Consider the following 24,842-nt stretch of genomic DNA (forward strand, 5'->3'; position numbering starts at 1 on the left):
TATGAAGATGATTTTAGATGAACGTGGGAAAAAATATGTTTTAAAACCTGGTGAAGAGTTTCAAAGTGATTTTGGCATTGTCGATGCAGATGTATTGGATAATGCCGAGGTAGGTGATGAAGTTAAAAGTCACCTTGACCACACATTTAAAATCATGAAACCTAACATTAACGATTTCATTGACATAATGGAAAGACGCTGTTCAATACTTGTTCAAAAAGATATCGGACAGGTATTGGCCCACACAGGCCTGGGTTCAGGATCACGTGTAGTTGATGCAGGAACGGGTGCAGGAGCTATTGCTCTCAATTTCGGAAATGTTGTAGGTCCTGAAGGCCATGTATTTACCTATGAGATTCGTGAAGATTTCTCAGAGGTTGCAAAGAAAAATATTGATAATTTTGGAATTACCAATATAACTGTTAAAAATAAAAATATAAAGGACGGAATTGATGAGGATAATGTCGATTTGGTCTTTTTAGATCTTCCTAAGCCTTATGAAATATTTGAAGAGGTTTGGGATGCTTTAAATCTTGGCGGATGGATGGCTATTTACGCACCATACATTGGTCAGGCTGAAGTTTCTTATCGTGTAGCTAAAAAGCTGGGCTTTTATGATCTTGAAATCATTGAACTTCTGGAACGTGGTCTTGAAGTTCGCCAGCAGGGCATCAGGCCAAAAACACGTATGGTTGGTCACAGCGGATATCTGCTGTTTGCCAGAAAATTATAATTTTTTAAATACTTTTTTTATTTCTCCAAATGCACCTTTCGCTTCAGGAATCGGGAAAAGCGGATAGATGTGAAACAGTCCATCACCTGTTATGAATTTAACATTAACGTTGCTGCTTTTAAGTTTTTCAACATATTTCACGATATCTTTGTAGAATATCTCGTTGGTGCCTGCAAATATTAATGTAGGTGCCTGGTCGGTGCAGTCTCCAAAAAGAGGACTAACTTTATAATCTTTGGTATCCAGATTTCCTGCCCATGATTTGCCGATTTCTCTAAGGCCGATTTCACCTAAAATCGGATCGTTTTTATCATCATAGGGAGTATTGCTCATGGAAATGTCGACCCATGGTGAAAAGGTTATGATGTGAGCAGGCTGAGCCAGATTGATGCTTTTTATATATTGTGCAAATGATAATACGAATCCTCCTCCTGCGGAATCTCCTATTAATGTGATTCTGCTATTATTGTCAAGGAGATGTTTATATAATTCAGTAATCATGTCGAAGCTTTCTTCTGCACTGTGCAGAGGTGCAAGAGGATAAACAGGGGCTAAAACATAAGCGTTTAATCTTTTTGCAAGTAACTGGCAATATAGAAAGTGCTGGTAATTGATTTCATTTACGTAAGCTCCGCCGTGCATGAAGACAATGGTGTTTTCGGATTTTTCATCTCCGAATGTAAAAACCTGCGTTCCGTTAAAATCAATGCTTTTAAAAAAGCTTTTTACTTCCTTTTCAGCCGAATTTGATTTTTTTACTAGGAATTTGTCTATTTTTTCCTGTGAAACCATATAGTCAGGCTTTGTAGATTTTAATATGGCTTCTTCTATTTTTGCGATAAATGACTTTGACATGTAATGCACCAAAAATAATTTTTATCAATCAGATAAAGAATAATTTATTAATTCTATAATAAAAATTAGTAGTAAGGAAATTATCGCTTAGGGTTAACATGATAAAACTGGCTTATTGCAATATAGAAAAATTAAACTTGAAAAGGGCATACAGGTTTCTTCCTGAAAGTAGAAAAATCAAGGTCGACAGGTTCCGCTTTGAAAAGGATAAAAAGCTGAGCTGCGGGGCATATCTGCTTTTGAAAAAAATGTTGTCAGAAATTGGCATCAGCAATCCTTCATTTAAACTGGGAAAATATGGCAAGTCATACATATCTAACTATGATGATATCTATTTTAATATGAGTCATTCGGGTAAAATGGTTGCATGTGCAATATCTGATATGGAAGTTGGTGTTGATGTTGAATTTAACGACCCTGCAATTGATTTAAACATAGCTAAAAATTATTTCTTCAATGAAGAGTATGAAAGCATCATGAAATCAGATAATCCGAGTGATGAGTTTTTTAATTATTGGGTTTTAAAAGAGTCATACATGAAGTATACAGGTTTGGGATTTAATTTGGACCTTGACAGTTTTCAGATAGTCATTGATGATAAAATAACTTTAAAAAATGATAAAGACAATCTTAAATTTAATTTATTCGATGTTGAAGATTATAAACTGGCGGTTTGCTCCGCATATGATGTTGTGAAAGCTGAGGAATATAAAATAGTCGGTGGATTGATTATTTAACAAAAAAAAATAAGTTGGGAATAGAAAAATCTATTCCATAAATATAGCTGGTTTATAAGGCATTGCATTTCTTGCCTTGTTTTGCGGATCGTATGAGTCATCGGTGTGTATAATGACGTCACTGTTGATTTCTTCTTTAATGTAGTCTAAAGCATCAGTTAAAATTTCTTCTTCATTGATTTTACCGATGTATCTTGTTTTTGTCATTTCTTTACCGATTTTTTTGGCCACCATAGCTATTTCTTTTTTATCATCGTAAATGTTGGCTTTGATGGCTCTGCCCATAATCTGACCGATATCAGGTTTTCCGACTTCGTCAGCTATTTTGTATAATTCCCATTTCCAGTCAGGAGCAAGATAAACATGGACTTTTGAAATGTCTCCTTTAACCATTTTCTTGATTTGTGTAATATCCTTGATGATATTTTGCACTAATTCTTCTGATTTTTCAATTTCCACGCTTACTGATTCCTCATCAGCTTCAGGCCAGCTTGCTTCACTTACAAAGCCTGCACCGCCGTATTTTGCCCATAACTCTTCAGAAGTGTGTGGAGTAAATGGTGCTAAAAGCCTGATCCATGCTTCAAGGACAGTTGACAAGACGTAAATAACTGCAGGGTCTTTATCATCAATAATATGTTTCACACGGTATAAGTAGTGGTCAACATCCTTTTTAAGTAAGAATAAGGAATCCTGTAAAGCCTGTCTGGTTTGGAAAACTTCCAGAGCTTCGGTTGCATTTTTAACATGCTGGTTAAGCTGACTTATCATCCATAAATCAATTGTACGTTTAAGTTCAACTTTTTCAATGTTGCTTAAATCGAGAGGTGAACCTTTGATTTGTTCAACATTTGCTGCAAATTCCCTAAACCATTCAAGTCTTCTTTTGGTACCGAGAACTTCTTTTTCTCTCCAGTCAAAGTCTTGCCATGGTTCAGCAGAAGCCATCAGGAAAAGCCTTACGACATCAGCGGTATAATCTTTTATTGCATCTTTAAGAAGAATTACATTACCTTTTGATGAAGACATTTTATTTCCTTCTAAAAGTCCCATACCGAATACTACAGTTCCTCTAGGCCATTTGTCTTTCGGATAAATTGCACTGTGGTGGAACATTAAAAAGCTTAAGTGATTACCTACAAGGTCTTTTGCAGATAACCTCCAATCTAATGGATACCAATAGTTAAATTCATCTTGGATTTCTTTAACTTTGTCTTCAGGCACTGTGATTTCACCGGAATCTTTATTTAAAAGAACTTTATCGAAAAATGCTCTGTTTAAATCATCAGGATTCATGTCTCTTAGGTATTTTGCAATTGAGTAATAGGACATGTAAATGGTTGAGTCGGTTAATGGTTCAATTAACCATTGATTGTCCCATGGAAGTCTTGTTCCAAGTCCTACTTTTCTGGAACATGCCCAGTCATCCAGCCAGTTGAGATAATATTCAAAGTTATTCTTGATTTCTTTAGGAATGATTGTTTCGCCTTCAAGTACTTCCAGGGTTTTTTCGGTCCATTCTTCGTTACCGTATTTCATAAACCACTGGTCGTCCATGATTTTAACAACACAGTTGTTTCCGCATCTGCACACGATTGGCCTTTCTGCAAAGTCGTACATGATTGTAGCCATATTTTCTGAAATAAGTTTTTCTTTTAACTCTTCACGTGCAAAACGGACTTTCATACCTCCAAAGTCAGGGATTGATTCGATGATTGTACCTTTACTGTGCTGCTGTTTGTATAATTCATTTGTAGCTTCGTGAAGTTTTTCATCGTTCTGGTCTGTAATTCCAAGTCTTTCGATGATGTCTGCAGCTGGAATTTCTCCATAGCCTTTTAGGGTACATACAGGAATCGGCACCACATTTTCAATAATGCCCTCTAAATTGTATTTGGCTATCAATTCTTCATTATTTTTTAAATCCTGAAGTGCGATATAATCAGCAGGCGCATCGGCAGGTTCTGAAAATACGACTCCGCTTCCGTAGGATGCACTTACAAAGCTTGCCGGGAAGATTGGCAGTTCATCGCCGGTAAATGGATTTGTAGCCATTTTACCAATTAAGTCATTAGGATCAATTTCTTCAATAATTTCCAAATCTTTAATTTGGTGCTGTAAATTGTAGTGAGCTTCTTTTGTAACTACCCATTTTTCACCTTCGGCATTAACCAGAACGTATTCCACGTCAGGATTTAACCAGATGTTGGTTGCACCGACAATGGTTTCAGGCCTTAATGTTGCTGTTACTAAAACTTTATCGCCGATAGTGAATTTTAAAAGAGTCAATTCGTTTACACCTACTCCTTCACCTTCAAGTAAATCGTGGTCTCCTACAGGGTTGTCACAGTTCGGACAGTATTTTACAGGGTGTTCTCCTTTTGCAACCAGTCCTTTTTCATATAATGTAGTAATTTGCCATTCAATGAATTTTTTGTAGGTCGGATCGATTGTTCTGAATTCACGTCTCCAGTCGATTGAATAACCCATTTCCTCCATTACTTCATGGTATTCTGTAGAGAAGTATTTGACGATAAATTCAGGGTCTTCCAGTTGAGGCAGTGTTTCTTTTGGAACTCCGTGAACCCTTTCATATAAATCCAGTGTCCAAGGGTCTTTTCTTTTAATCCTGTCTGCAATTCCAATTACCGGTGCACCTGTAACGTGCCATGCCATTGGAAACAGTACGTTGTAGCCTTCCATTCTTTTAAATCTTGCATAAACGTCAGGCACGGTATATGTACGTCCGTGTCCTATATGCATTGCTCCACTTGGGTATGGAAATGCTACGGTAAGGAATAATTTTTCTCTCTCGTCAGGGTTAGATTCAAAAAGTTTTGCATCTGCCCATTTTTTCTGCCATTTCTTTTCAATATTTTCGCTCACTAAATCACCATTATAATATTGTTTTTTGAGGACTTTCAGGAACTTTGCTTTTGTGTGCGCTCCTTTTAATTTTTGAAATAATCATATCAACGTCATTTACTGAAATATCCAGTTTTTCAGCAATTTCAACATTTTTCATATCCTTTTCACTAAAAAGATATAGAATCTTGTCAAGCAAATCATAGCTCATTCCAATTTCATCTTCATCTGTCTGGTTGTCCCATAAACCTGCACGTGGCGGTTTTTCAACGATTTCTTTGGAAATGCCTAAATGTTTGCTTAATTTAAAAACTTCACTTTTGTATAAATCTCCGATAGGTTCCATGTCACATGCGCCATCTCCATGTTTTGTAAAATAACCAATCAGGATTTCGCTTTTGTTACCTGTTCCGATGACAAGGTAATTTTTAAAGTTTGCATAATAATAAAGCACTGACATTCTGATTCTGGCTTTCAGGTTTCCGATGGCCAAATCATTATTGTCAAGTTGTGTAACGGATAAATATTCATTTAAAATACTGTCAATAGCAATTTCTCTGTAATCAATTCCTAAATTCTGCGCTATTTCGATTCCATGAATTTTATCTTCGGCAGGTGTTGTTGAGGATGGCATTACAATTCCAAATACATTGTCATGACCAACAGCCTCGCAGGCCAAGTATGCCACAAGAGTTGAATCGATTCCTCCACTCAATCCAATAGCTATTCCGTCACTTCTGGCCTCATTAACTTTGGATTTTATGAATTCAACAATGTTGGATTTTGTCTTTTCTAAATCGATTTTTGGAAGTTCACTCAAAATTTCACCAACTTTATCCTTTAACATAAAATAATATGTACTTATTAATTTATAAACTATATTATGTCAAATGTAAATCTTATTTGTGAAAAATCATTTTCAGGTGCTGACCGGGAAATTGTTGACAGGTTTATGGAGTTTCAGCAGGCGCTCATTGATAAAAATCTGGATAAGTTAAACGAAATCATTTTAGATGCTGACAAATTCATTAATCTTATAGGGCCTCAGTCCAAAGAGGAGTTTATCGGTGATGTGGGTGACGGCACTTTAAAGTTCAGCATTAGTGAAATTCTGGATCCTACAATATTATTTGACGATGACGATTCCGCTTCCCTGATAGCTAAAGTCAGATTAACTGTTGAAGTTAATGACAAGGAACTCAGGGTCATATCGGATTCTGTTGTCAGCTTTGTAAAAATTGAGGCAAAATGGCACATCAGTAATTGGGATAATTAGTTTTGCATTTCGTCTATGCTGGGATATTTTCTAATGTTTATATATTAAAAAAATTAAAAATTTTAAATGATATCAATATCATACATTTAAAAAAAAGTTTTTAAGTGGACTGGCTTGAAATGATGAAATATTGCCTTTTGAAGTGAGATTGATAAAAAACATTGAAATCTTACATTTCAAGCATGTTTATGTGTCTATGGATTATGGGATATGGGGTAATGAAATATGAGTTTAAAAGAACAAAATGAAACTGTAAAGGAAAAAATCAAAAAGGCGTTTTCATTGTCGGAGGATTCAGCATCAAATGAAGAGATTCGGTCACGTCTTTTGGATGGCGGACGAGTTACAGGAACCAATATGTGTGTGCTTGTTTGTGCAATGGTGATTGCTTCTGTTGGTCTTAACATGAGTTCAACTGCAGTCATTATCGGTGCAATGCTGATTTCACCTATAATGGGAAGTATTTTGGCGTCAGCATATGGAAGTGTTTCTGGTGATTATCCTCTGCTTCGAAATCATATGGTCGGTTTCGCTTTGCAGATTGCAATCAGTGTCACTGCAGCTTCAATTTATTTTTTCCTCTCTCCCGTTAAGGAACCGACTGTAGAACTGCTTGCAAGAACTTCCCCGTCTTTTTATGATGTACTCATTGCATTCTTCGGTGGAATTGCTGGAATCATAGGGCAAACCAGAGATGATAAAACAAACACTGTTATTCCAGGTGTTGCAATTGCAACTGCACTGATGCCTCCGTTATGTACCTGCGGATATTCTATTGCAAACGGCAGGCCGGACATGCTCCTTGGTGCAGGGTATCTGTTTATCCTTAATGCGTATTTCATCTTCTTGGCGGCATGTGTTATTCTTACTGTTTTGAAAATCCCGAAAGTAAAAGATATAACACCTAAACAATGGAAAATACGCCGTTTTATCATGATTCGAAATACAATTTTACTTGCGATACCTAGTATCATAGCGGTTTATTATATGGTGATTTAAGAAGTGGCATCTACTGGAGAAGTTGTGGCTGTTCTGCATCTTATTTGTATTCAAATACATTGGATAAAAGTAATATTAGCATTTAAATATCAATAATGATAAAAATTTAAATAGGTGATAAATTTGTTAGAAGTATATTTGCCTTTTATAGGGCTAATTATATTTGGAAATATAGAAAACCTGATTTTGGCATCACAGGGTGTTGTTCAGGGTGTGGATATTAAAATATTAGGTGGATTAAGTATAATTGCAGTAATCATATGGTTGATTATTGGAACCGTAGCAACAGAAGTTGCACTTCAATATTCAAACTACATCACATTCATCGGTGGTCTTGCGATTGTAATATTGGGTATTCAGGCAATATATGAAGCTGTCAAAAATATTAATGCAAAAAAAAGGGGCGAAAATCATGGTTAATTTAAGAGACTATGCTCCATTTACAGGTTTGCTTATTTTTGGAAACATAGAAAACTTGATTCTTGCATCACAAGGTGCAGTTGCACATGTTAATCCGTTCATTTTAGGGGGATTAAGTTTAATTGCTGTTGTAATATGGCTTTTACTTGGTGCATACGGAACAAAGGTAGCTATAAAATATGCCGATTATATTGAAATATTCGGTGGGGTAGCTATTATTATATTGGGTGTTCAATCAATGATTGAGGCTATGGGTGTATCTCTTTTCCCATAATCTCTTATTTTTTTTTAGTTTATTTTAAAAAATCAATCTATTCAAGTTTAAATGAACATTACTGTTTTTAACTGCATTAGATTTGATGAGAATAATGATTCGAATCAGGTAAAAAGGACAAACAGCTGAAAATATTTTTCATATAATAACCACTTTTCCGTGGAAAATTTATAAAATAAACTATTTTTTTCATCAATAATAATCTTTTTCATGTTCACTCATAATTGAATTTCATATACTAACCATTTTTTTAAAACGAATCTTGGCCAAAAAATTAAATTATCAAAACTCGTTAAAGTATAATTAATAAATATAATTAAATTTCAAAGCTTTAAAAATCATCATTAATGAAATCAACGAAATGTTTAATGATTCATCTGAAATGGGATATTATTCTATAAATTTGAAGATTGCAATAATGCTTGAATAAGTAAATTTATATACTATAAGAAATTAAAGTTACAATTAGTAACTAAAAGTAAGATTATTATAAGGAGGTTAATTACTTGGCATTTAAAGATTATTTTAAATTCAATAAAGATAAAACAACATTTATTTTCATTGGTGGAAAAGGAGGAGTTGGAAAAACTTCTGTATCTTCTGCTACTGCATTATGGTTGGCTGAACAAGGTAAAAAAACTTTAATTGTTTCTACTGACCCTGCACATTCACTTTCTGATTCACTTGAAGTTCCTATCGGCAACTATCCTCGTGAAATCAAAACAAATTTATTTGCAGTTGAAATCGATCCGGATGTGGCTATGGCTCAAAAACAAGCACAGCTAGAAGCTGAAAAAGCTGCAAATCCTGATGATTCCGGAGGACTTTTAGGCATGGACTTTTTAGCTGACCAATTGGATATGGCATCATCTTCACCTGGTGCTGATGAAGCTGCCGCATTTGAAATGTTCATGGCTGTAATGAATTCTGATGAATATGATGTTGTTGTTTTTGATACAGCACCAACTGGCCACACTTTGAGATTGCTGTCCTTCCCTGAAGTAATGGATTCATGGGTGGGTAAAATGATGATGCTTAAAGCAAAATTAGGTGGAGCAACTAATGCCTTAAAGAAAATCATGCCGTTTATGGATTCAGTTGATGATCCTCAAACTTCTGAAGACTTAAAAAGAACTAAAGAACAAATTGACAAAGCAAAAGAAGTATTATCTGACCCTAACAGAACAACCTTTAAAATGGTTGTAATTCCTGAAGAAATGTCAATTTATGAATCTGAAAGAGCTCTTGAAGCACTGGGCAAACATGATATCACTGTGGACAGCGTTATTGTAAATCAGGTAATGCCTGATATATGTGATTGCGAGTTCTGTCATTCAAGACATAAATTACAGCAAAAGCGTTTAGCTTTAATCGACCAAAAATTCCCAAACCAGCACGTTGCTGAAGTTCCTTTATTTAAGGATGAAGTTAAAGGTCAGGAAAAATTATTAAAATTAGCTCACATCTTATATGATGATGAGGACAACGATGAAGTTACTCAGGAAGCTATTCAGCTTTAAAAAATTAAAATAAGTTAAAATAAATAAATTTTAACTTTTATTCCTCTTTTTTTCTTCAAAAAACCATCCAAGACACATGCTGATAATGAATAATGCCAGTATTAGCAATCCGTCTGCAGTTGATCCTTTGCTTGTAAAATCCATATAGACGGAATTTACAAAGTATATTATAAAGAGAATTATTCCCACTATGCAGAATATAATTGATAATGTGCGGTTTTCATATTTTCCTCTGTACTTGACCAAAAATGTCATGGAAATGTATATTACGGCTAAAGCCAGCAAGAAAAGATATACAAATAAATATTTTGGCACTGCATATATGCAGAAAACTAATATTGCCATTAATATTGCTATAAATATTATTTCTATTTTATTCATCATATCACCTGCATTAGCTAATAAAGTAATTTACTAAATTAACACATATTATAATTCCTATCAGTGTTGTTATTGCACCGTTAAAGCGCATACCTAAACTCATCAGGATAATATTGTATAAAAGGCATATAATAAATATGACGTCTAGAATCTGCATTATTCTGGACTGTTTTTTAAAATATTCTATTATTTTCATTTCACCGCCTCCAGCTGCTGTCCCAATATTTCGAAGGCACGTTGAATGGGGTCCATGATTCGTCAGTGAAATATCTGTAGGTTTCATCTTTTGATAATTTCCGTGTTTGGCCTTCGCTGATATATAATGCATTATTCCTGTTCAGGGTCATATCGTTGTTGATTTCGACTTCTATATAATCGTATCCGCCTTTGCTGTTTGGAATATTGTAGATTTTACGGTTCTGCTGATAACCCGGTCTGGTTAAAGTAATTGTGTCCATGATAGTATGCCAATCTTTTTCATCAATAAATTCGTTTCTCGCATCCGATCCGGTTTGCTGTATGAAAACCATTGTGGATATCATTCCTAAACCTACTTTTGTAACGCCAGTTAGTACTTTGCCACCGATATTTGATAAAACTTTGTATGCCATTTTGCTCATGGGATGGATTTTGTCTAAAAAATCACCTACCTTATTTTTTGCCTGTGTAAATAGATTCAAAGCACTGTTGACTCCGCCTATGATATATTCGGGTATTTGTACAATGCTGCAGCAGTCACAATTCGTTGATATTGATGATCCCTTATATGTTGCATCGTTGTGGGAATAGATAACACTTGCAACACCGCTGGTTGTGTTGACGATGATGGCTGAGTTGCTTCCGTCTTCTGCCAGTATATACATCATTTCGCCTATCTGCGCCATGCTGCTTTTGTTGTTGTTCATGGCTATGAAAATATTGTCCTGTGAGTTTGTAACGAAATCATAATATCTCTCAGAAATCGAATCCAGACAGTACTCCTCAATATTTGGCAGCTGAAGTGAATTTATAAGCCTGAATAAAGTAATGTTTTCCTCATTTCCTTTAACGTCCATTCCCATATCTGCATTTAAAATATTCAAATATGTATCTTCAAGATTAATTCCCCCAAGTATGGTCACTGCGTGCCCTCTTTTCCAAGTCACGTCAAATTTGGAAGAATATTCATCGGCTAGTTTGTCTGCAAGCCATGTAGTCTCAAGTGAAATCAGATGCATTCCATAAGCATTCATCACTCCAAATCTGTCCAAGTAAAGTTTTTTGCTGTCTTCCCAATTCTTCAGGATGTTTGGAGTAATTTTCCCGGTAATGATGCTGTAGGCCTGTAAAACCTCGAAACCTATGCTTTTTCGATATTTTTCAGCTAATCCATAGCTTATTGTTTCTCTTTTTTCAAGTTCTTCCCTGCCGTTGACAGTGAATTTGGTAATTATGTCTTCTTTTGGAATGCGTCCTTCAATGCTGTTTCCAAAATATGTAAATGTAACCGGCGTATTTGAATTTACAAATTTTATGGAATTCGTATTGTGGTTTGTAATTTCATCATAGCTTTTATAGTTAAAATCATATATTGTCTTCTGGTAGAATTTTGACAGGCTATATTTCAATCCCATCTCATCAAAATTTTGTGTCATTACATTAACGCGAGCGGTTATTTTGTCATTTTGCAAATATGTAAATGTTTCACTGTTTTGAAGGCCTTTATCTGCATAAAATCCGAATAATTCAACATTCCCTTTGGTGCTGGACTGATAGTCGATTTGTGTAAACCCTTTTGTTTTTGAAATTATTATTCCGTTGCCCTTTAAATTGTTTCTCTTTGTGTCGCTTATCACGGGACTTCCGTCAAAGGGTATGAGATGGTATTTGTATCCGATAATTGTTGATGTCACTCCGTCAAATTTAACGTTTGAAAAAAGATGGCTTTTGCCGTTGATTTCAATTGTGAAAATCTCGTTTTTCGGCATTTTTATTATGCCGTACAGTCCGCTTTTAAGAGTGTATACGGAATTTTCAAAGACATGGGTGGTTGTCACATTAACATAGTCCGGAATTAATATTCTATGTGTGAATCTGGATGTTTTTATTAGTTCGTTTACTGTTATCTTATTGGTTGATTTTAGATTTGTATATTGGGTTGTTACTGTGTATTCTCCAGGATTCAAACTTAATTCAATTGATGCTGTTCCTTTGCTGTTTGTTGTTTTTGTATAAGTTTTGCCGGCTGCCTTTATTGTTACTTTCTGCTTGGCTGACGCTTTTCCGCTGCTGTCAAGAATTTTCACATTGAATCTGGCCTTTTTGTTTTCACTGACTGTGAGGTCATCTGTGACAATCAGAGATTTTATTGTAACTGTTTTTGTAATTGTCTCTGAAGTCTTTGAATTTGTCAGTGAAATGCTATATGTTCCGGGCTTTAAATCAACTGCAAGTTTTGCAGCACCTTTCTTGTTTGTTTTTACAGAATATGTTTTGCTGTTTAATTTAAACTTTATTGAAGTGTCTTTCACTACCTTTCCCTTTTTATCATAAAAGGTGGCCGTGTAGGATGCTGTATTTTTGTAGTATTTTGTAAAATCACTGGCTTTTATGGTACTTTTGATTGTTACTGTGCTTTTAGCGCTTGCAGACTGGAATTCACTGTTTCCGCTACAGCTTGTTAAAACAGTATATTTTCCACTTTTTAAATTGAGATTTAAAGAAACCTTTCCCGTTTTGTCCGTAGTTTTTGTATATGTCTCTCCGTTGATTTGAATTTTAATTTTTGCGTTTGAAATTACCTTTTTTTGATATTTTAAAGTTGCACTAAATTTGCTTCCGTCCTTATAGTACATATTCACATTTGGAGCACTTATCGTAATCTTTTTCTTTGCCGCATCAGCTTTTGGAGCTGTGGACGCTGCACTTATTTTCTCGTCATTAATTGCCTTCAGTTCGTTGCTGCTTTCTACATTAACTTTACATAAATCCTCTTGAGGATCAGGTTGTGATATAATTTGTGATGTTTCATTTCTATTATCCGCAGCAGATACTGCCGTAATTAAAAACAGAAGTAAGAAAATGAAACATATGGCGTTTATTTTTTTATTCATATAATCTACCTTAACTGTCAATTTTTTAAAATCAACAATTAAAGTATGAAATCTTGTATATATGAACTTTATTTTTAAAATTAAATAGTAAATGACTTTTAAAATGAATTTAGAGGATAAATAATCCTAATATATGACAATTATGCACATATAGGTAAATTCACTTGAAGCAATCTCTTTCAGGGTGGACTCAACAATTCTCTCATCCGGGTAACTCAGCCTTTCACAGACTACAACTTTCCTGTCTGCTTCAACGCCATTGTCAATAAGGAATTGGGCCATGTCCTTTACCTTTCTTGAAGGAAGTGCTATTGTCACTTTTCCATTGTTTATGACTGGCAGGATGTCTTCAATGTTTTCCCTTCCGTGGAAGGTCATTACATTTGCATTGTCCCATTGGATATGGCATCTTGCAGCCGCAAGCTGAAGGGAGCTGATTCCTGGTATGACTTCAATATTTTCTTTAGGAAAGTTTAATTCACCTGATAATCTTAAAACAGTATTTAAAACTCCTGAAAAACCGGGGTCTCCAGTTGATAAAATTGACACGGTATTTCCGTCACATGCCAGCTGGACTCCTTTTTTCAGGGTGTTTATCAGTTCCTTTACATTGAATGCGATTGTATTTTGCACATCATCAAACAGATCAATTGCACGTGTGCTTCCAACGGTGTAGTCACTTGCTTTAACAGTATCAATCGCTTTTTTAGTCAGATATTCACTTGCGCCGGGTCCGATTCCAATAATATAAATTTTACCATCCATTTTAATCATCAATCTCTAAAGTTTCTTTAAATGATTCTTTCAGGGCATCACGTGTCTCGTCGGAGTAACTATGGTCTTTATCATTCTGTAGTGTAAACATGGCGAGTTCGTAGATGATTTTATTGAGGGATTTGCCGTATTCAGTTAAATAATATTCTGTAGTTATGGGACTTATATTTAAAACCTGTTTTTCAATCAGTCCGTTCTTTTCAAGTTCTTTTAAGCAATTTGATAAAACTTTATTGCTCAAATCAGGCTTGTCTTCTTTAAATTCCTTAAAGTGCTTTTTTCCAAAAAACATGTCTCTGATAATTTGAACCATCCATTTCTTGTTGATTAAATTCAAGGTTCTGTCGACAGGACATACAATTTTCCCTTCCATAATTGATAATTTGGATTAATTATTATATATTAGTTACTTTTTGGTTACATGGTTTCCTAAAAGTTACAAAAATCATTTAAATAGTGAAAATAAATTAATATTAACGAATTAGGAGGGGGTTAAATGAATAGGGAAGAACAATTGGATTATTTGATTAATTACCTGATAGATGAACGTGATGAGCTGATTGACATTCCGGAAAATTATCAGGATAAAAGAAATTTGCTTCGCGCACTGATGAATATAAGAATGCCTTGTGAAGTTTCTGATGAATTTTTAAAAATTCAGGATGATTTTTTAACCGCCGAGACATTAAGCAAAGACTTGACGTCAGCTGATGATATTGAGGATGTAAATGGTAAGATAATGCTTTGGCAGGGTGATATTGTTACTTTAAAGGTTGATGCAATTGTCAATGCGGCAAATTCAAAGCTATTGGGATGTTTTATACCGATGCATAACTGCATTGACAATGTAATCCATTCTGCTGCAGGTCTGCAGTTAAGACAGGACTGCGATGAAATTATGCAGGTGCAGGGTCATGATGAAGCTACAGGCAAGGCCAAAATCACAAAGGCATATAATCTGCCTTCAAAATATGTGATTCACACTGTGGGTCCTGCAATTCCTCAAGGCAAAAAACCATCTAAAAAGGATTGCGATGCCCTAAAAGGTTGCTATCAGTCATGTCTGGAGATTGCCAGTGAATATAAATTGAAATCATTGGCCTTTTGCGGAATTTCAACTGGAGTGTTTAATTTTCCACAGGATTTGGCAGCTCAAATCGCAACAAAAACTGTAGAAGAATATTTAAAATCAAATGAAACTACCTTAAAACATGTAATTTTTAATGTATTTTCACAAGACGCATATTTAACTTATAAAAAATTATTATTTGGAGATTAACATGGAAAAATTTGTACAAAGACTGGATAAAGCTAAAAAAGCTATTGATAATGCTGATTATATACTCATTGGTGCAGGTGCGGGCCTTTCAACTGCAGCAGGGATTGACTATACTGGAGAAAGGTTTAGGAAATATTTCGATGATTTCATTGAGGAATATGGATTTACTGACATGTATTCATCAGGATTTTACCCATTTAAAAGCTCTGAGGAAAAATGGGCTTATTGGGCAAGACATATTTTTGCAAACAGATATGATGTAGGTAAGACTGACGTATATCAAAAGCTATTGAAACTGGTTGAAGATAAGAATTATTTTGTTTTAACAACCAATGTGGAGCATCAGTTTTGGATAAACGGTTTTGACGATTCTAAAATATTTGCAACACAGGGCGATTACGGGTTGCTTCAGTGTTCTAAAGCATGTCACAAAAAATTATATCCGAACAAATCACAGGTATTTGAATGGCTTGACAAAACTGAAAATTTCAGAATTCCGAAAGAACTGGTACCTGAATGTCCTGTCTGCGGTGAGGAGATGGATCTTAATTTAAGAAAGGACAATTTATTTGTTGAAGATGAAAAATGGCATGAAATGCATAAAAATTACGCTGATTTTTTAAAAAAAGCTGATGGAAATATTGTCTTTTTGGAATGCGGTGTCGGTTTTAATACACCTGCAATTATAAGATATCCTTTTGAACAGATGACTTATGATAATCAAAATGCAACATTGATTAGATTGAATAAAGGTTTTCCTGATGCAATTCCTGAAAATAAAGATAAAACAATAAGTTTTGATGAAAATATTGAGGATATCCTTGATAATTGGCTTTCAAGAATTTAGGATTTCTTCCTCTTTTTTAAGGAATCTGTAAATGGATTCTGCACCGACAAGTTCGCCGGGGTCCTGCCACTGTGAAGGATATAATATAAACGGTCGGGTCTGGTCTCCTCCAAGACCGCCGTGTGATCCAATCAGTTCTTCAAATGCACACACTTCATTATGTTTTTCATCATAAAAACTGTTGACCATGATATCCGGCATATTTTTAAATGAATTCTGGCGTTTGAGATGTTTAGGGGCATTTTTTCCAAAGCCTTTAAGAGGATTTTCACCTACCACTCTGTCACTGTCCAAATAATAAATTCCATTTTGCCCTATAACCATTCCTCCGTTTGCTATTGAATTGACCAAAATAAATCCGATTCCTGAATGTTTTACAAGACCCGGAATCAAATCAGGAAAGAGCATTACAATTTCCTCATAGTTCAGGCGTTCTTTCCATTGTGTAAGATAAATAAGGCCCAGGTTTCCAGAACCTAAAACAATTAATTCAGAATTCTTTGCTTTTTTTGTACTTATTTCAATACTTTCATGGCCTTTAATATAATCCAGGCTGTTGGAATAACTTTTTTTCAGTTTTTCGTATTTTTCATTTTCAAAAATAATTGCAGGCTTCATATTGTCAATATTTTCTTTAATGTCCTGCAGTGATTTTCTATCTTCAAATAAATCATCAGAAATATTTCCAAATTTATTTTTAATGTTTCTTATTTGTTTATTTTCAGGAATTACTGCATCTCTAAAGTGGTCAATATTATATTCATTTTTAAATACCTTCATATCGTCAGGAAGGAATCTTCTCACATAGTTTCCTAGTGTAATTCCGTATCTTTGTTTGAATGTGGCTCCATTTGACTGGCCATGGTCTGATAAAACAACAATCTGATAATCTCTGTCACTCATTTCTATTGCGGATTTGATGATTGAAAACTGCAAATCGATGTTTTTTAAAGCTCCCCAAACGTCATTGTCCTGAACTCCTGAGTGATGAGCTATTTCGTCATAACCCATATAGGTTGCATATGCGCTGTCAATATCTCCTTTCAGTATTTCACTTATTAAAACATCTGTTGTAACTTCTCTTAAAACCACATTAGCTCCCGCTCTGACGGCTGCATAAACAATTGTTCTTCTAAGGCGGGGATGCTTTTTTTTCACATAATTGGCTATTTGAGATTTGATTTCCAGAAGCATGTCCCATAAAAACAGCACAAATACTCTTTGAAAGTGATAGGCATCCAAAAATACTGTATTTAATGTATTATTGTGTACGTAGGTAAATCCTCTTAATTTTGATGATGTTAATGTGTGGATTTTACTGTCTCCTGAAAACATGTTAGTAATGCTGATTCCATTCGTAAGTAAACCTTTGCCATTGCTTATAACCTTTTCAATTTTCGGTGCATCACTTAATTTTCCTGAAACGATAATTTTATTGTCATTTTCCTTTTCAACCCATCTGTATGCTACAATATCCTTATTGTTGCCGTGCAGTATTCCTGCCTGACTGGCTCCGGTTTGAGAGGACAAATCGGTTTCCCATTCTTTAAGAGTATGTGTTTTTTCATCCATCCACTTTTCAAGATTCGGCATGACTCCTTTTGAAATCGCTTTTTTTAGAGTATTTATGGAAAGACCATCTATTTCAATCATTATAAGTCCTGATGAAACTTTTTGGCTGGGTGTTTTTTGTTTTAATGCATAGTTTAAAATATTTTTAATGTAGCTGTCATAATAGTTGGTGTGTGTGATGTTTGTAACGAATGTGGTGACTACTGCCATCATTATAGGGGCCTGGAAAATTCCGTAAAATCCGGCATGTGCTCCGGGAATAAAATATGTCACAATATAAAAAACAAATCCGTTTAATAAAATTGAACCGACTCCGAACGTAAAAATGATAATCTTCATTAAAAATCGTCTGAATAGTGGCCATAATAGTGCGTTGGCTATAGCTATTGCTATTACAATTATTACTGCATTATACCATGGACCAACTGTAAAGTCCGTACTGATATAGTCCACTGCATATATGGTGACAACATTTGATATGAATATTAATCCGGTAGTAATTATTGTCCTTAGGGAAGAAATTATCCGATTTTTAATCATTCTATCTTAATTCGTTGTTTTTTACTGGTTTTCAAGGAAATTATTGTAATTTCAGGTTTACAGTTAATTCTTATTCTGAAGGAATTTGTACCAAGGCCTTTACTTGTGTATTGAGTCATGTTTCCAACTTTGTAAAGTCCAACCGGATATTTTGTTGAGTTTGGTCCTCTGAATGGTGTTGTTTCAAATTTTGGAATTATAAACTGTCCTCCGTGGGAATGGCCTGAAATCTGAAGGTCAAATAATCCTGTTTGGGAAGATTCATTGGCGAAATCTGGCTCATGAGCAAGTAAAATGCTTGGAATACCTTTTGGAAGTTTAGCGATTACTTCATCCAGGTTGTCTGCACAGACTGTACAGCTGTCCACACCACAGATATTTAGACAGTCTTCACCCTTTTTAAGAGTATAAACATCATTGCTCAGGTCAACTATCTCTGAATTTTTAAATATTGTCCTTATTTTTTCAGCACTCATCCAATGGTCATGATTTCCCAAAACTCCAAATTTGCCGTATGGGGCTTCAAGTTTCTTCAGAGATTTTTCAAGGCTTTCATCATAATCATGTAGGTTGTATGAAAAATAATCTCCGGTCAATGTAATCAAATCAACATTTAAAGTATTGACGTAATCTACAAGTTCATCCAAATATTCCGGATTAATCCATTGGCCTAAATGAATATCAGTCAGATTTAAAATCCTGAAATTGTTAAAATTCCAACCTAAATCTTTTAGTTCAATGTCTATTTCGACCAAATCTATTTCCTTTTCATTAAACTTTTTGTCCGGCAGTGAAAATGTAATTGCGTCTTGAATTCCCTGGCGGATTTTCATGCCTTGCGGACGTTCAACATCTTCGTCTTTCATTATTATAATAATTATTTCTGAAACTATTTATAATTTTAAATACATACATTTAGATGTTATTATAAAAGTGATTATTATGCTTCAAATTGCAGTTTGTGGAAAACCAAATGTTGGAAAATCATCTTTTTTCAATTCAGCAACAGCATCTGCTGTGGAAATGGCAAATTATCCATTTACAACAATTGATGCAAACAAGGCTGTTGCGCATGTTATTAAAGATTGTCCATGTAAGGAATTGGGTGTTACATGCAATCCTCACAATTCAATTTGTATTGATGGAAAAAGATTACTTCCGATTGAATTGATTGATGTTGCAGGATTGGTTCCTGGAGCACATGAAGGAAAAGGATTAGGTAATAAGTTTTTAGACGATTTAATGCAAGCTAAAGTATTCATTAATGTTATTGATGCTTCCGGTTCAACAGACCTTGAAGGAAATCCGGTTGACCCTGGAAGTCATGATCCTCTTGATGATTTGGAATTTTTGGAAAATGAAATCGTAATGTGGATGTATGGAATATTGTCCAAAAATTGGGTAAGGCTCATAAGAAAAGTAGGTGCTGAACACTTGGATATTGCAAAAGTATTGTATGACCAGCTGTCAGGTACCGGAATAGCTATTGAAGATATTATTGAAGCAAAAAGAACAGTTGAGCCTGATTACAATAAATGGGAAGAAGAAGACCTGATTGAACTTACAAGAAATATCCTGCACATTGCAAAACCGATGATGATTATTGCAAACAAAGCCGACCTGCCTACATCAAAGGAAAACATAGAAAGAATCAAAGAAAAATATCCGAATGTTATTGCAACTTCTGCAGAATCTGAAATTGCTCTTGTAAGGGCTGCTGAAGCTGGTTTAATCAGCTATATGTCTGGTGATGATCATTTTGACATTTTAAAACCTGACGAGTTAAATCCAAATCAACTTAAAGCTCTTGAATATATTCAGACAAACATTTTGGATGTTTATGGAAGTACAGGTGTACAGGATGCTTTAAATTATGGAATTTTTGAACTCTTAGACAGGATTGTCGTATATCCTGTTCAGGATGAGAATAAATATACTGACCAGAAAGGTAATGTCCTGCCTGATGGATTTCTGGTTCCTAAAGGTTCAACACCTAAGGAACTGGCATATATTGTCCACACAGATATCGGAGACAAGTTCATGCATGCAGTTGATGCAAGAAAGAAAATGCGTGTAGCCAGTGATTATGAGCTCCAGGACGGAGACATTATCAGTATAGTGACTAGAGGTTAAATCCTCTACTTTTTTTATTTTTAAGATTTTCATGGTAAAATTAACTAAGGAGTTAAATCCCGAAGAATTCGCTCAATACTATTTTTTAAAAGAAGAGCTAAAAGACTTTTGCAAATCCGAAGGATTAAAAGTAAGCGGCAGCAAGCAAGATTTGGAAAACCGTATTGTTCATTATTTAAAAACCGGTGAAGAGTTAGAAGAACCGGTTGTAAAGAAATCTTCAATTAAAGCAACATCTGAAATTACATTGGATTCTAAATTGGGTGAAAATTTTAAGTGCAGTGAAGATAAAAGATTATTTTTTGAAAAAGAAATAGGCTCTGGCTTTAAATTTAAGGTTAAATTTCAAAAATGGCTGAAATCAAATCCTGATAAAACCTATCGTGATGCAGTTGCGGCATATCATGAAATTCAAAATTCAAATGAAAAAACTGAAATAGGCAAACAGTTTCAGTATAATCAATACATTAGGGATTTCTTCCAGAACAATGATGATAAGTCATTGGATGATGCAATTAAATGCTGGAAATACAAAAAATCTCTTAAAGGCCATAACAAATATGAAAAAAGCGATTTGGAGATATTAAATGAAAAAAGTTAAGATTACCGTCATGAGAAAAGTTAGGCATGATGATTTGATTGAAAAATACGAAAATCCTCTGGAACATGAGTGTGATGTTGATGAAGGCCAGGTTTTCATTGCAAATGGCTGGATGAAACCTGATAACTTCTGTGATAGTGCTTGGGAGAGCCTTTCACCATTTGTATTGGCATTGGCTAACGGAGCCAGTGATTTTTACGATGGATGGATGAAAAATAAAAAATCAGCTATGATATCCTGCAATGACGGATTTCGTCCGGTAAGTTTTCTTTTGGAAACTATGGAAGAGGATGCAGATTAATTAAGCAATGATAAAATGGGTAAATTTAGTGAGAAACTTTCTGATTTTGCAAAAAATGAGATAATATTTGTCATATCATTAATATTGGCCATTATTTCTTGTTTTTTTGTCAAACCCAGTTTTAATTATTTAAATTACATTAATTGGGATACAATCATATTGCTTTTTGTAATCATGCTTATTGTGGAAGTTCTTAAAAATTTGTCTATTTTTGAGTTATTGGTTCGCAGATTGCTGATTAAAATCCTAAACACCCGTCAGCTTGTATTGCTTTTGGTTTTTATTGTTTTTTTAAGTTCCATATTTATTACCAATGATGTTTCGTTAATTATATTTGTGCCATTTGCTATTTTGGCTTTAGAAAAAGTTGACAGACTTGATTTGATAATATTTACAGTCTCTTTACAGACTATTGCAGCCAATATCGGATGTATGGTCCTTCCTATTGGAGCTCCTCATAATATTGTTTTGTACACATCATCAAATATTCCATTCGAATCCTTTTTCATGATACTTCTTCCTTATATCATAGTGTCTGCAATATTCCTGTTTGCATTGTCATTTTTTATTAAAAAAGAGAGTATTTCACATCCTAAAATGGAAAATGTTAATGTAAGTCATGAAAATTTCTTTAAAAAGGTATTTTTCGGTGTGGATTATTATCTGCTTTTAACTTTCATTGCATTATTTATTCTGATTGGCAATCTGGAAAACATTGCATTTTTTAATTTGTTTTTTAAACAGTGGATAACGGGCAATGAAGTTTTATGCGGCGTTGTTTCATCTCAGATAATTTCCAATGTTCCTGCTGCAATTCTGCTGAGCGGTTTCAGCAATAACTATGAAGCTATTATTGTAGGAATTAATCTGGGCGGATTTGGAACCCTTATTGCATCTATGGCAAATCTGATTTCCTATAAAATCATTGTCCGTGAGCATAAGGATTTTAAAATTAAGTATTTATTTGTATTCACGATTTTAAATGTTGTTCTTTTAGTAATTTTGTTGGGTGTTTGTTTTTTAATTTAGCTTGTGGTGTTAAAAAAAAGTGTTAATGAAAAATTAGATTAATTTTTCATCTAAGTCTTACATAAGCATCATACGCTGCAAATATACAGAATAATAAGTCAATAATTCTGACAATCCAGTGTTGGAATATGAATGTTGCAATAACGCCTAGTAAAATCCATATGACTAAAAATATTACTCCAGTCTTATATTTATTAGCAATAATTTGACCCAAACCTGGAACTAAAAAGGACAATACTGCTCCAATAATTGCTTTTAACATATTTTTTCTTCCATTTTTTTCAATTAATGTAATTTTTATATGGATTAATTTATAAAGTTTTTCACTGATTAATTTGTTGGAAAATTTTTTATTTATTGGAATTATAATTATTTCTATGAACGGCAGTGAAATGTATGATGATTTTTCAAATGTGATTTCCGGTGAGGAATATGTCTCTTCACAGTCTATTCTTGATATCTTAAAAAAATATTGCGAAACCATTTCAGTATTCGATTTGATGGCAGTTAATGCGGAAATGATGGAAGAAAGCAAATACGTTCAGGACAGCTATAAAAAGAAAAGTCACGGCGTTTATGCCAAATATTTTTTGGGCCGCATCAAGGATGTTCACAGCGATAATACCCATCATGACAAGAAAGTTAATAAGGAAGAGTTCATCGATGCGGTTGCTACATTGAAATCATATCATGATGTGGAATCATTCACTTCAAAAACTAAATTTCCGTTAATATATGGAATTATTTCACTGTATACCACATTTGTTTTGGAGGAACCGATTCATCCGGTAGGCACTCCCTTTCCAGGATCTTTGGAAGTTGAAGAAAAAGACGGAAAATTCTATTGTCCTGTAAAGGATGCAAATCTTGAATCTCCAAATGCAGTTTGTAAAATGTGCATTGCAGAGCAGCTTGAATTTTAGATTTTTTACATTAACGGCTATGTTTTAGCCATTTTTAGCCTATTTTGATTTGGGGATATATATCCTTGTTTTTAATCAACTTTGATTTTTCAGATGCTTGATGTTAATGTCAGTTCCAGTTAAATTAAGAATACTTTTGTCTGAAACTCTCATTTAATTGAATGGATTTTCATTTATAAATAGGCTTATATTATATAAAGTGTATATTTAACATTGATAAATATGGCTAATAAAAATGTCGAGTTAATGAGGGGAGAGCCGGAAATTGCAATTAAAAAACTAGCAATTCCCATTATGATATCAATGATTTTAACAGCATCATATAATATTATTGATGGTGTTTGGGTTGCAGGGCTCGGTCAGGCGGCTATTGCAGGTATTGGTTTTGTAACTCCTATTTTCATGATTTTAAATGGATTTAGTGTTGGACTTGGAAACGGTGCAACAAGCAGTATCAGTCGTGCTGTCGGAGCTAAAAATCATGAAAAGGCAAGTAAATCGGCAGCTCATTCTCTTTTGATATTTTTACTAGCTTCAATTGTGTTGACAGTAACATTGCTTTTAATTCAAAAGCCTTTGCTTGAGACTTACGGTGCAAACGACCAGTCACTGGTTGAAGCAATCAACTATGCAACTCCTCTGTTTTCAGGATTGTTCGCATTCATGTTTGCAAACGGCGCAAGCGGTATTCTTCGTGGTGAAGGTGATATGAAAAGGGCAATGTATGCTATTATCGTTTCTGTGATTTTGAATTTTATTTTGGATCCTATTTTCATTTATGTTTTAAATCTTGGTTCAGCAGGAGCTTCCCTTGCAACAATCGTAAGTTCAATGGGTTCTGCATTTGTTATCATGTACTGGATTTTAATAAAAAAAGACACTTATGTCGATGTCAATCTGAGGGATTTTAAGTTTGAATGGGAAATTGCCAAAGATATTTTAAAAGTGGGTATTCCTGCTTCTCTGGATATGTTCATGATGTCTCTTGCAATGAGCTTCTATTTAATATTTATTTCATCAATCGGCGGTGAATATGGTATTGCGGCATTCACATCAGGCCAAAGATTGTACTTATTCGGTATAATGCCTTTAACTGCAATTGCAAGTGCGGTTGCCGCTGTCAGCGGAAGTGCTTATGGTGCTAGAAATTGGGATTATCTTTCAAGAACCCATATTTACGGTACCAAATTCGCACTTATGATTTCAGTGGTAATTACAATGATACTTGTAATATTTGCACCTCAGTTATCAATGATTTTTGCATATACTCCTGAAACTGCTCCGTTAATTCCGGAAATTACTAATTTCCTAAGGATTGCTTCATTCGGTTTGCTTCTGGTTGGAATCGGTATGCCTTCAAGTTTTTTATACCAGGGAATCGGCCGTGGAACAACAAGTCTTGCATGGACAATCATAAGGGAACTGATTTTTACTGTAAGTTTCACTTATCTTTTTGGAATTGTATTTAACTGGGGTTTGACTGGTATCTGGATGGGTCTTGCTGTAGGTAGGATGCTAGCGTCAATTTTAAACTTCACATATGCAAGATACACAATCAACAAGTTAAAAACAACTATGAATTAGTTAACATTAACGGCTGAGATTTTGCTTTAATGACTTGTTTTGGCTTTGGGCATATATATCCCCAATCTTAATCAGCTTTGATTTTTCAAATGCTTTTCGTTAATGTA

25 protein-coding genes are annotated in these 24,842 nt (G+C 34.4%); 15 read left to right on the forward strand and 10 right to left on the reverse strand.

The window, feature by feature from the left end; genetic code table 11:
- Position 1 precedes the first annotated feature (1 nt).
- On the forward strand, positions 2 to 733 hold the full coding sequence (locus QZU75_RS03760) for a tRNA (adenine-N1)-methyltransferase (protein WP_296881617.1): 732 nt from the start codon (positions 2 to 4) through the stop codon (positions 731 to 733).
- Here QZU75_RS03760 and QZU75_RS03765 read toward each other — a convergent pair.
- Entirely contained in the window at positions 728 to 1,588 is an 861-nt protein-coding gene (locus tag QZU75_RS03765) for an alpha/beta hydrolase fold domain-containing protein (protein WP_296881618.1), read from the reverse strand. The two genes, QZU75_RS03760 and QZU75_RS03765, sit on opposite strands and share 6 nt — an antisense overlap.
- A gap of 98 nt (positions 1,589 to 1,686) precedes the next feature.
- Between QZU75_RS03765 and QZU75_RS03770 the strand changes: the two genes are divergently transcribed.
- Positions 1,687 to 2,325: a 4'-phosphopantetheinyl transferase superfamily protein gene (locus QZU75_RS03770; RefSeq protein ID WP_296881619.1), complete on the forward strand. Its 639-nt coding sequence runs from the start codon at positions 1,687 to 1,689 to the stop codon at positions 2,323 to 2,325.
- 30 nt (positions 2,326 to 2,355) lie between these two features.
- Here the strand turns inward: QZU75_RS03770 and leuS are convergent, their stop codons facing one another.
- Positions 2,356 to 5,211, reverse strand: coding sequence for a leucine--tRNA ligase (gene leuS / locus QZU75_RS03775; RefSeq protein ID WP_296881620.1), 2,856 nt, complete (start codon positions 5,209 to 5,211; stop codon positions 2,356 to 2,358).
- 10 nt (positions 5,212 to 5,221) lie between these two features.
- The gene (locus QZU75_RS03780) at positions 5,222 to 6,010 is read right to left on the reverse strand and encodes an NAD+ synthase (protein WP_363139636.1); all 789 of its coding nucleotides are present in this window, start codon (positions 6,008 to 6,010) and stop codon (positions 5,222 to 5,224) included.
- A gap of 63 nt (positions 6,011 to 6,073) precedes the next feature.
- Between QZU75_RS03780 and QZU75_RS03785 the strand changes: the two genes are divergently transcribed.
- From QZU75_RS03785 to QZU75_RS03805, 5 genes are all read left to right on the forward strand, one after another.
- The gene (locus tag QZU75_RS03785; RefSeq protein WP_296881622.1) at positions 6,074 to 6,466 is read left to right on the forward strand and encodes a hypothetical protein; all 393 of its coding nucleotides are present in this window, start codon (positions 6,074 to 6,076) and stop codon (positions 6,464 to 6,466) included.
- Positions 6,467 to 6,691: 225 nt separating this feature from the next.
- Positions 6,692 to 7,465, forward strand: a complete 774-nt coding sequence (locus QZU75_RS03790) for a DUF389 domain-containing protein (protein WP_296881623.1) — start codon at positions 6,692 to 6,694, stop codon at positions 7,463 to 7,465.
- A 123-nt stretch (positions 7,466 to 7,588) separates the two neighbouring features.
- Positions 7,589 to 7,885, forward strand: coding sequence for a hypothetical protein (locus QZU75_RS03795; RefSeq protein WP_296881624.1), 297 nt, complete (start codon positions 7,589 to 7,591; stop codon positions 7,883 to 7,885).
- Entirely contained in the window at positions 7,878 to 8,159 is a 282-nt protein-coding gene (locus QZU75_RS03800; RefSeq protein ID WP_296881625.1) for a hypothetical protein, read from the forward strand. The genes QZU75_RS03795 and QZU75_RS03800 overlap by 8 nt, the downstream gene beginning before the upstream one ends.
- A 506-nt stretch (positions 8,160 to 8,665) precedes the next feature.
- Positions 8,666 to 9,679 (forward strand): ArsA family ATPase, encoded by a 1,014-nt coding sequence (locus tag QZU75_RS03805; RefSeq protein WP_296881626.1) that lies wholly within the window; start codon positions 8,666 to 8,668, stop codon positions 9,677 to 9,679.
- A gap of 30 nt (positions 9,680 to 9,709) precedes the next feature.
- On the opposite strand, the gene QZU75_RS03810 is transcribed toward QZU75_RS03805, so the two are convergent.
- From QZU75_RS03810 to QZU75_RS03825, 4 genes are all read right to left on the reverse strand, one after another.
- The gene (locus QZU75_RS03810) at positions 9,710 to 10,060 is read right to left on the reverse strand and encodes a hypothetical protein (RefSeq protein ID WP_296881627.1); all 351 of its coding nucleotides are present in this window, start codon (positions 10,058 to 10,060) and stop codon (positions 9,710 to 9,712) included.
- A gap of 197 nt (positions 10,061 to 10,257) precedes the next feature.
- A complete protein-coding gene (locus QZU75_RS03815) occupies positions 10,258 to 13,152 on the reverse strand; it encodes a carboxypeptidase-like regulatory domain-containing protein (protein ID WP_296881628.1) in 2,895 nt (964 codons plus the stop codon).
- 126 nt (positions 13,153 to 13,278) lie between these two features.
- Entirely contained in the window at positions 13,279 to 13,917 is a 639-nt protein-coding gene (locus tag QZU75_RS03820; protein WP_296881629.1) for a cobalt-precorrin-7 (C(5))-methyltransferase, read from the reverse strand.
- A gap of 1 nt (position 13,918) precedes the next feature.
- Complete coding sequence (locus tag QZU75_RS03825; protein ID WP_296881630.1) at positions 13,919 to 14,299, reverse strand: helix-turn-helix domain-containing protein; 381 nt, start codon at positions 14,297 to 14,299, stop codon at positions 13,919 to 13,921.
- 123 nt (positions 14,300 to 14,422) lie between these two features.
- On the opposite strand from QZU75_RS03825, the gene QZU75_RS03830 reads away from it, so the two are divergent.
- Together QZU75_RS03830 and QZU75_RS03835 are read left to right on the forward strand one after the other, a co-directional pair.
- Positions 14,423 to 15,205: a protein-ADP-ribose hydrolase gene (locus tag QZU75_RS03830; RefSeq protein ID WP_296881631.1), complete on the forward strand. Its 783-nt coding sequence runs from the start codon at positions 14,423 to 14,425 to the stop codon at positions 15,203 to 15,205.
- Between the two features lies 1 nt (position 15,206).
- On the forward strand, positions 15,207 to 16,052 hold the full coding sequence (locus tag QZU75_RS03835) for a hypothetical protein (protein WP_296881632.1): 846 nt from the start codon (positions 15,207 to 15,209) through the stop codon (positions 16,050 to 16,052).
- Here the strand turns inward: QZU75_RS03835 and QZU75_RS03840 are convergent.
- A complete protein-coding gene (locus tag QZU75_RS03840) occupies positions 16,041 to 18,164 on the reverse strand; it encodes a phage holin family protein (RefSeq protein WP_296881633.1) in 2,124 nt (707 codons plus the stop codon). The two genes, QZU75_RS03835 and QZU75_RS03840, sit on opposite strands and share 12 nt — an antisense overlap.
- On the reverse strand, positions 18,161 to 19,030 hold the full coding sequence (locus QZU75_RS03845; protein ID WP_296881634.1) for a metallophosphoesterase: 870 nt from the start codon (positions 19,028 to 19,030) through the stop codon (positions 18,161 to 18,163). Before QZU75_RS03845 ends, QZU75_RS03840 begins: the two co-directional genes overlap by 4 nt.
- A 76-nt stretch (positions 19,031 to 19,106) precedes the next feature.
- On the opposite strand from QZU75_RS03845, the gene QZU75_RS03850 reads away from it, so the two are divergent.
- From QZU75_RS03850 to QZU75_RS03865, 4 genes are read left to right on the forward strand one after another with little or no spacing between them, the layout of a single operon-like run.
- Complete coding sequence (locus tag QZU75_RS03850; RefSeq protein WP_296881635.1) at positions 19,107 to 20,297, forward strand: redox-regulated ATPase YchF; 1,191 nt, start codon at positions 19,107 to 19,109, stop codon at positions 20,295 to 20,297.
- A gap of 31 nt (positions 20,298 to 20,328) precedes the next feature.
- Entirely contained in the window at positions 20,329 to 20,898 is a 570-nt protein-coding gene (locus QZU75_RS03855; RefSeq protein WP_296881636.1) for a DUF6434 domain-containing protein, read from the forward strand.
- Positions 20,885 to 21,199, forward strand: coding sequence for a TIGR04076 family protein (locus QZU75_RS03860; protein ID WP_296881637.1), 315 nt, complete (start codon positions 20,885 to 20,887; stop codon positions 21,197 to 21,199). The genes QZU75_RS03855 and QZU75_RS03860 overlap by 14 nt, the downstream gene beginning before the upstream one ends.
- A gap of 15 nt (positions 21,200 to 21,214) precedes the next feature.
- Positions 21,215 to 22,228, forward strand: a complete 1,014-nt coding sequence (locus tag QZU75_RS03865) for an SLC13 family permease (RefSeq protein ID WP_296881638.1) — start codon at positions 21,215 to 21,217, stop codon at positions 22,226 to 22,228.
- Between the two features lie 46 nt (positions 22,229 to 22,274).
- Here the strand turns inward: QZU75_RS03865 and QZU75_RS03870 are convergent, their stop codons facing one another.
- On the reverse strand, positions 22,275 to 22,490 hold the full coding sequence (locus QZU75_RS03870; protein WP_296881639.1) for a hypothetical protein: 216 nt from the start codon (positions 22,488 to 22,490) through the stop codon (positions 22,275 to 22,277).
- 115 nt (positions 22,491 to 22,605) lie between these two features.
- Here QZU75_RS03870 and QZU75_RS03875 point away from each other — a divergent pair, with 115 nt between their 5' ends.
- Both QZU75_RS03875 and QZU75_RS03880 read left to right on the forward strand, forming a co-directional pair.
- Positions 22,606 to 23,151: a DUF2115 domain-containing protein gene (locus QZU75_RS03875; protein WP_296881640.1), complete on the forward strand. Its 546-nt coding sequence runs from the start codon at positions 22,606 to 22,608 to the stop codon at positions 23,149 to 23,151.
- A gap of 222 nt (positions 23,152 to 23,373) precedes the next feature.
- Entirely contained in the window at positions 23,374 to 24,735 is a 1,362-nt protein-coding gene (locus QZU75_RS03880) for an MATE family efflux transporter (RefSeq protein WP_296881642.1), read from the forward strand.
- Positions 24,736 to 24,842 lie beyond the last annotated feature (107 nt).

This window comes from uncultured Methanobrevibacter sp. (assembly GCF_902764455.1).
In the GTDB taxonomy this organism is placed as follows: domain Archaea; phylum Methanobacteriota; class Methanobacteria; order Methanobacteriales; family Methanobacteriaceae; genus Methanocatella.

What these genes read in the sequence shown, in the direction of transcription:
- QZU75_RS03825 (WP_296881630.1), bottom strand. Translation starts at nt 14,299, where the DNA reads ATGGAAGGGAAAATTGTATGTCCTGTCGACAGAACCTTGAATTTAATC.
- QZU75_RS03760 (WP_296881617.1), top strand. Translation starts at nt 2, where the DNA reads ATGAAGATGATTTTAGATGAACGTGGGAAAAAATATGTTTTAAAACCT.
- QZU75_RS03790 (WP_296881623.1), top strand. Translation starts at nt 6,692, where the DNA reads ATGAGTTTAAAAGAACAAAATGAAACTGTAAAGGAAAAAATCAAAAAG.
- QZU75_RS03865 (WP_296881638.1), top strand. Translation starts at nt 21,215, where the DNA reads ATGGGTAAATTTAGTGAGAAACTTTCTGATTTTGCAAAAAATGAGATA.
- QZU75_RS03880 (WP_296881642.1), top strand. Translation starts at nt 23,374, where the DNA reads ATGGCTAATAAAAATGTCGAGTTAATGAGGGGAGAGCCGGAAATTGCA.
- QZU75_RS03860 (WP_296881637.1), top strand. Translation starts at nt 20,885, where the DNA reads ATGAAAAAAGTTAAGATTACCGTCATGAGAAAAGTTAGGCATGATGAT.
- QZU75_RS03840 (WP_296881633.1), bottom strand. Translation starts at nt 18,164, where the DNA reads ATGATTAAAAATCGGATAATTTCTTCCCTAAGGACAATAATTACTACC.
- QZU75_RS03830 (WP_296881631.1), top strand. Translation starts at nt 14,423, where the DNA reads ATGAATAGGGAAGAACAATTGGATTATTTGATTAATTACCTGATAGAT.
- QZU75_RS03785 (WP_296881622.1), top strand. Translation starts at nt 6,074, where the DNA reads ATGTCAAATGTAAATCTTATTTGTGAAAAATCATTTTCAGGTGCTGAC.
- QZU75_RS03845 (WP_296881634.1), bottom strand. Translation starts at nt 19,030, where the DNA reads ATGAAAGACGAAGATGTTGAACGTCCGCAAGGCATGAAAATCCGCCAG.
- QZU75_RS03765 (WP_296881618.1), bottom strand. Translation starts at nt 1,588, where the DNA reads ATGTCAAAGTCATTTATCGCAAAAATAGAAGAAGCCATATTAAAATCT.
- QZU75_RS03835 (WP_296881632.1), top strand. Translation starts at nt 15,207, where the DNA reads ATGGAAAAATTTGTACAAAGACTGGATAAAGCTAAAAAAGCTATTGAT.
- QZU75_RS03800 (WP_296881625.1), top strand. Translation starts at nt 7,878, where the DNA reads ATGGTTAATTTAAGAGACTATGCTCCATTTACAGGTTTGCTTATTTTT.
- QZU75_RS03875 (WP_296881640.1), top strand. Translation starts at nt 22,606, where the DNA reads ATGAACGGCAGTGAAATGTATGATGATTTTTCAAATGTGATTTCCGGT.
- QZU75_RS03770 (WP_296881619.1), top strand. Translation starts at nt 1,687, where the DNA reads ATGATAAAACTGGCTTATTGCAATATAGAAAAATTAAACTTGAAAAGG.
- QZU75_RS03870 (WP_296881639.1), bottom strand. Translation starts at nt 22,490, where the DNA reads ATGTTAAAAGCAATTATTGGAGCAGTATTGTCCTTTTTAGTTCCAGGT.
- QZU75_RS03815 (WP_296881628.1), bottom strand. Translation starts at nt 13,152, where the DNA reads ATGAATAAAAAAATAAACGCCATATGTTTCATTTTCTTACTTCTGTTT.
- QZU75_RS03820 (WP_296881629.1), bottom strand. Translation starts at nt 13,917, where the DNA reads ATGGATGGTAAAATTTATATTATTGGAATCGGACCCGGCGCAAGTGAA.
- QZU75_RS03810 (WP_296881627.1), bottom strand. Translation starts at nt 10,060, where the DNA reads ATGAATAAAATAGAAATAATATTTATAGCAATATTAATGGCAATATTA.
- QZU75_RS03855 (WP_296881636.1), top strand. Translation starts at nt 20,329, where the DNA reads ATGGTAAAATTAACTAAGGAGTTAAATCCCGAAGAATTCGCTCAATAC.
- QZU75_RS03850 (WP_296881635.1), top strand. Translation starts at nt 19,107, where the DNA reads ATGCTTCAAATTGCAGTTTGTGGAAAACCAAATGTTGGAAAATCATCT.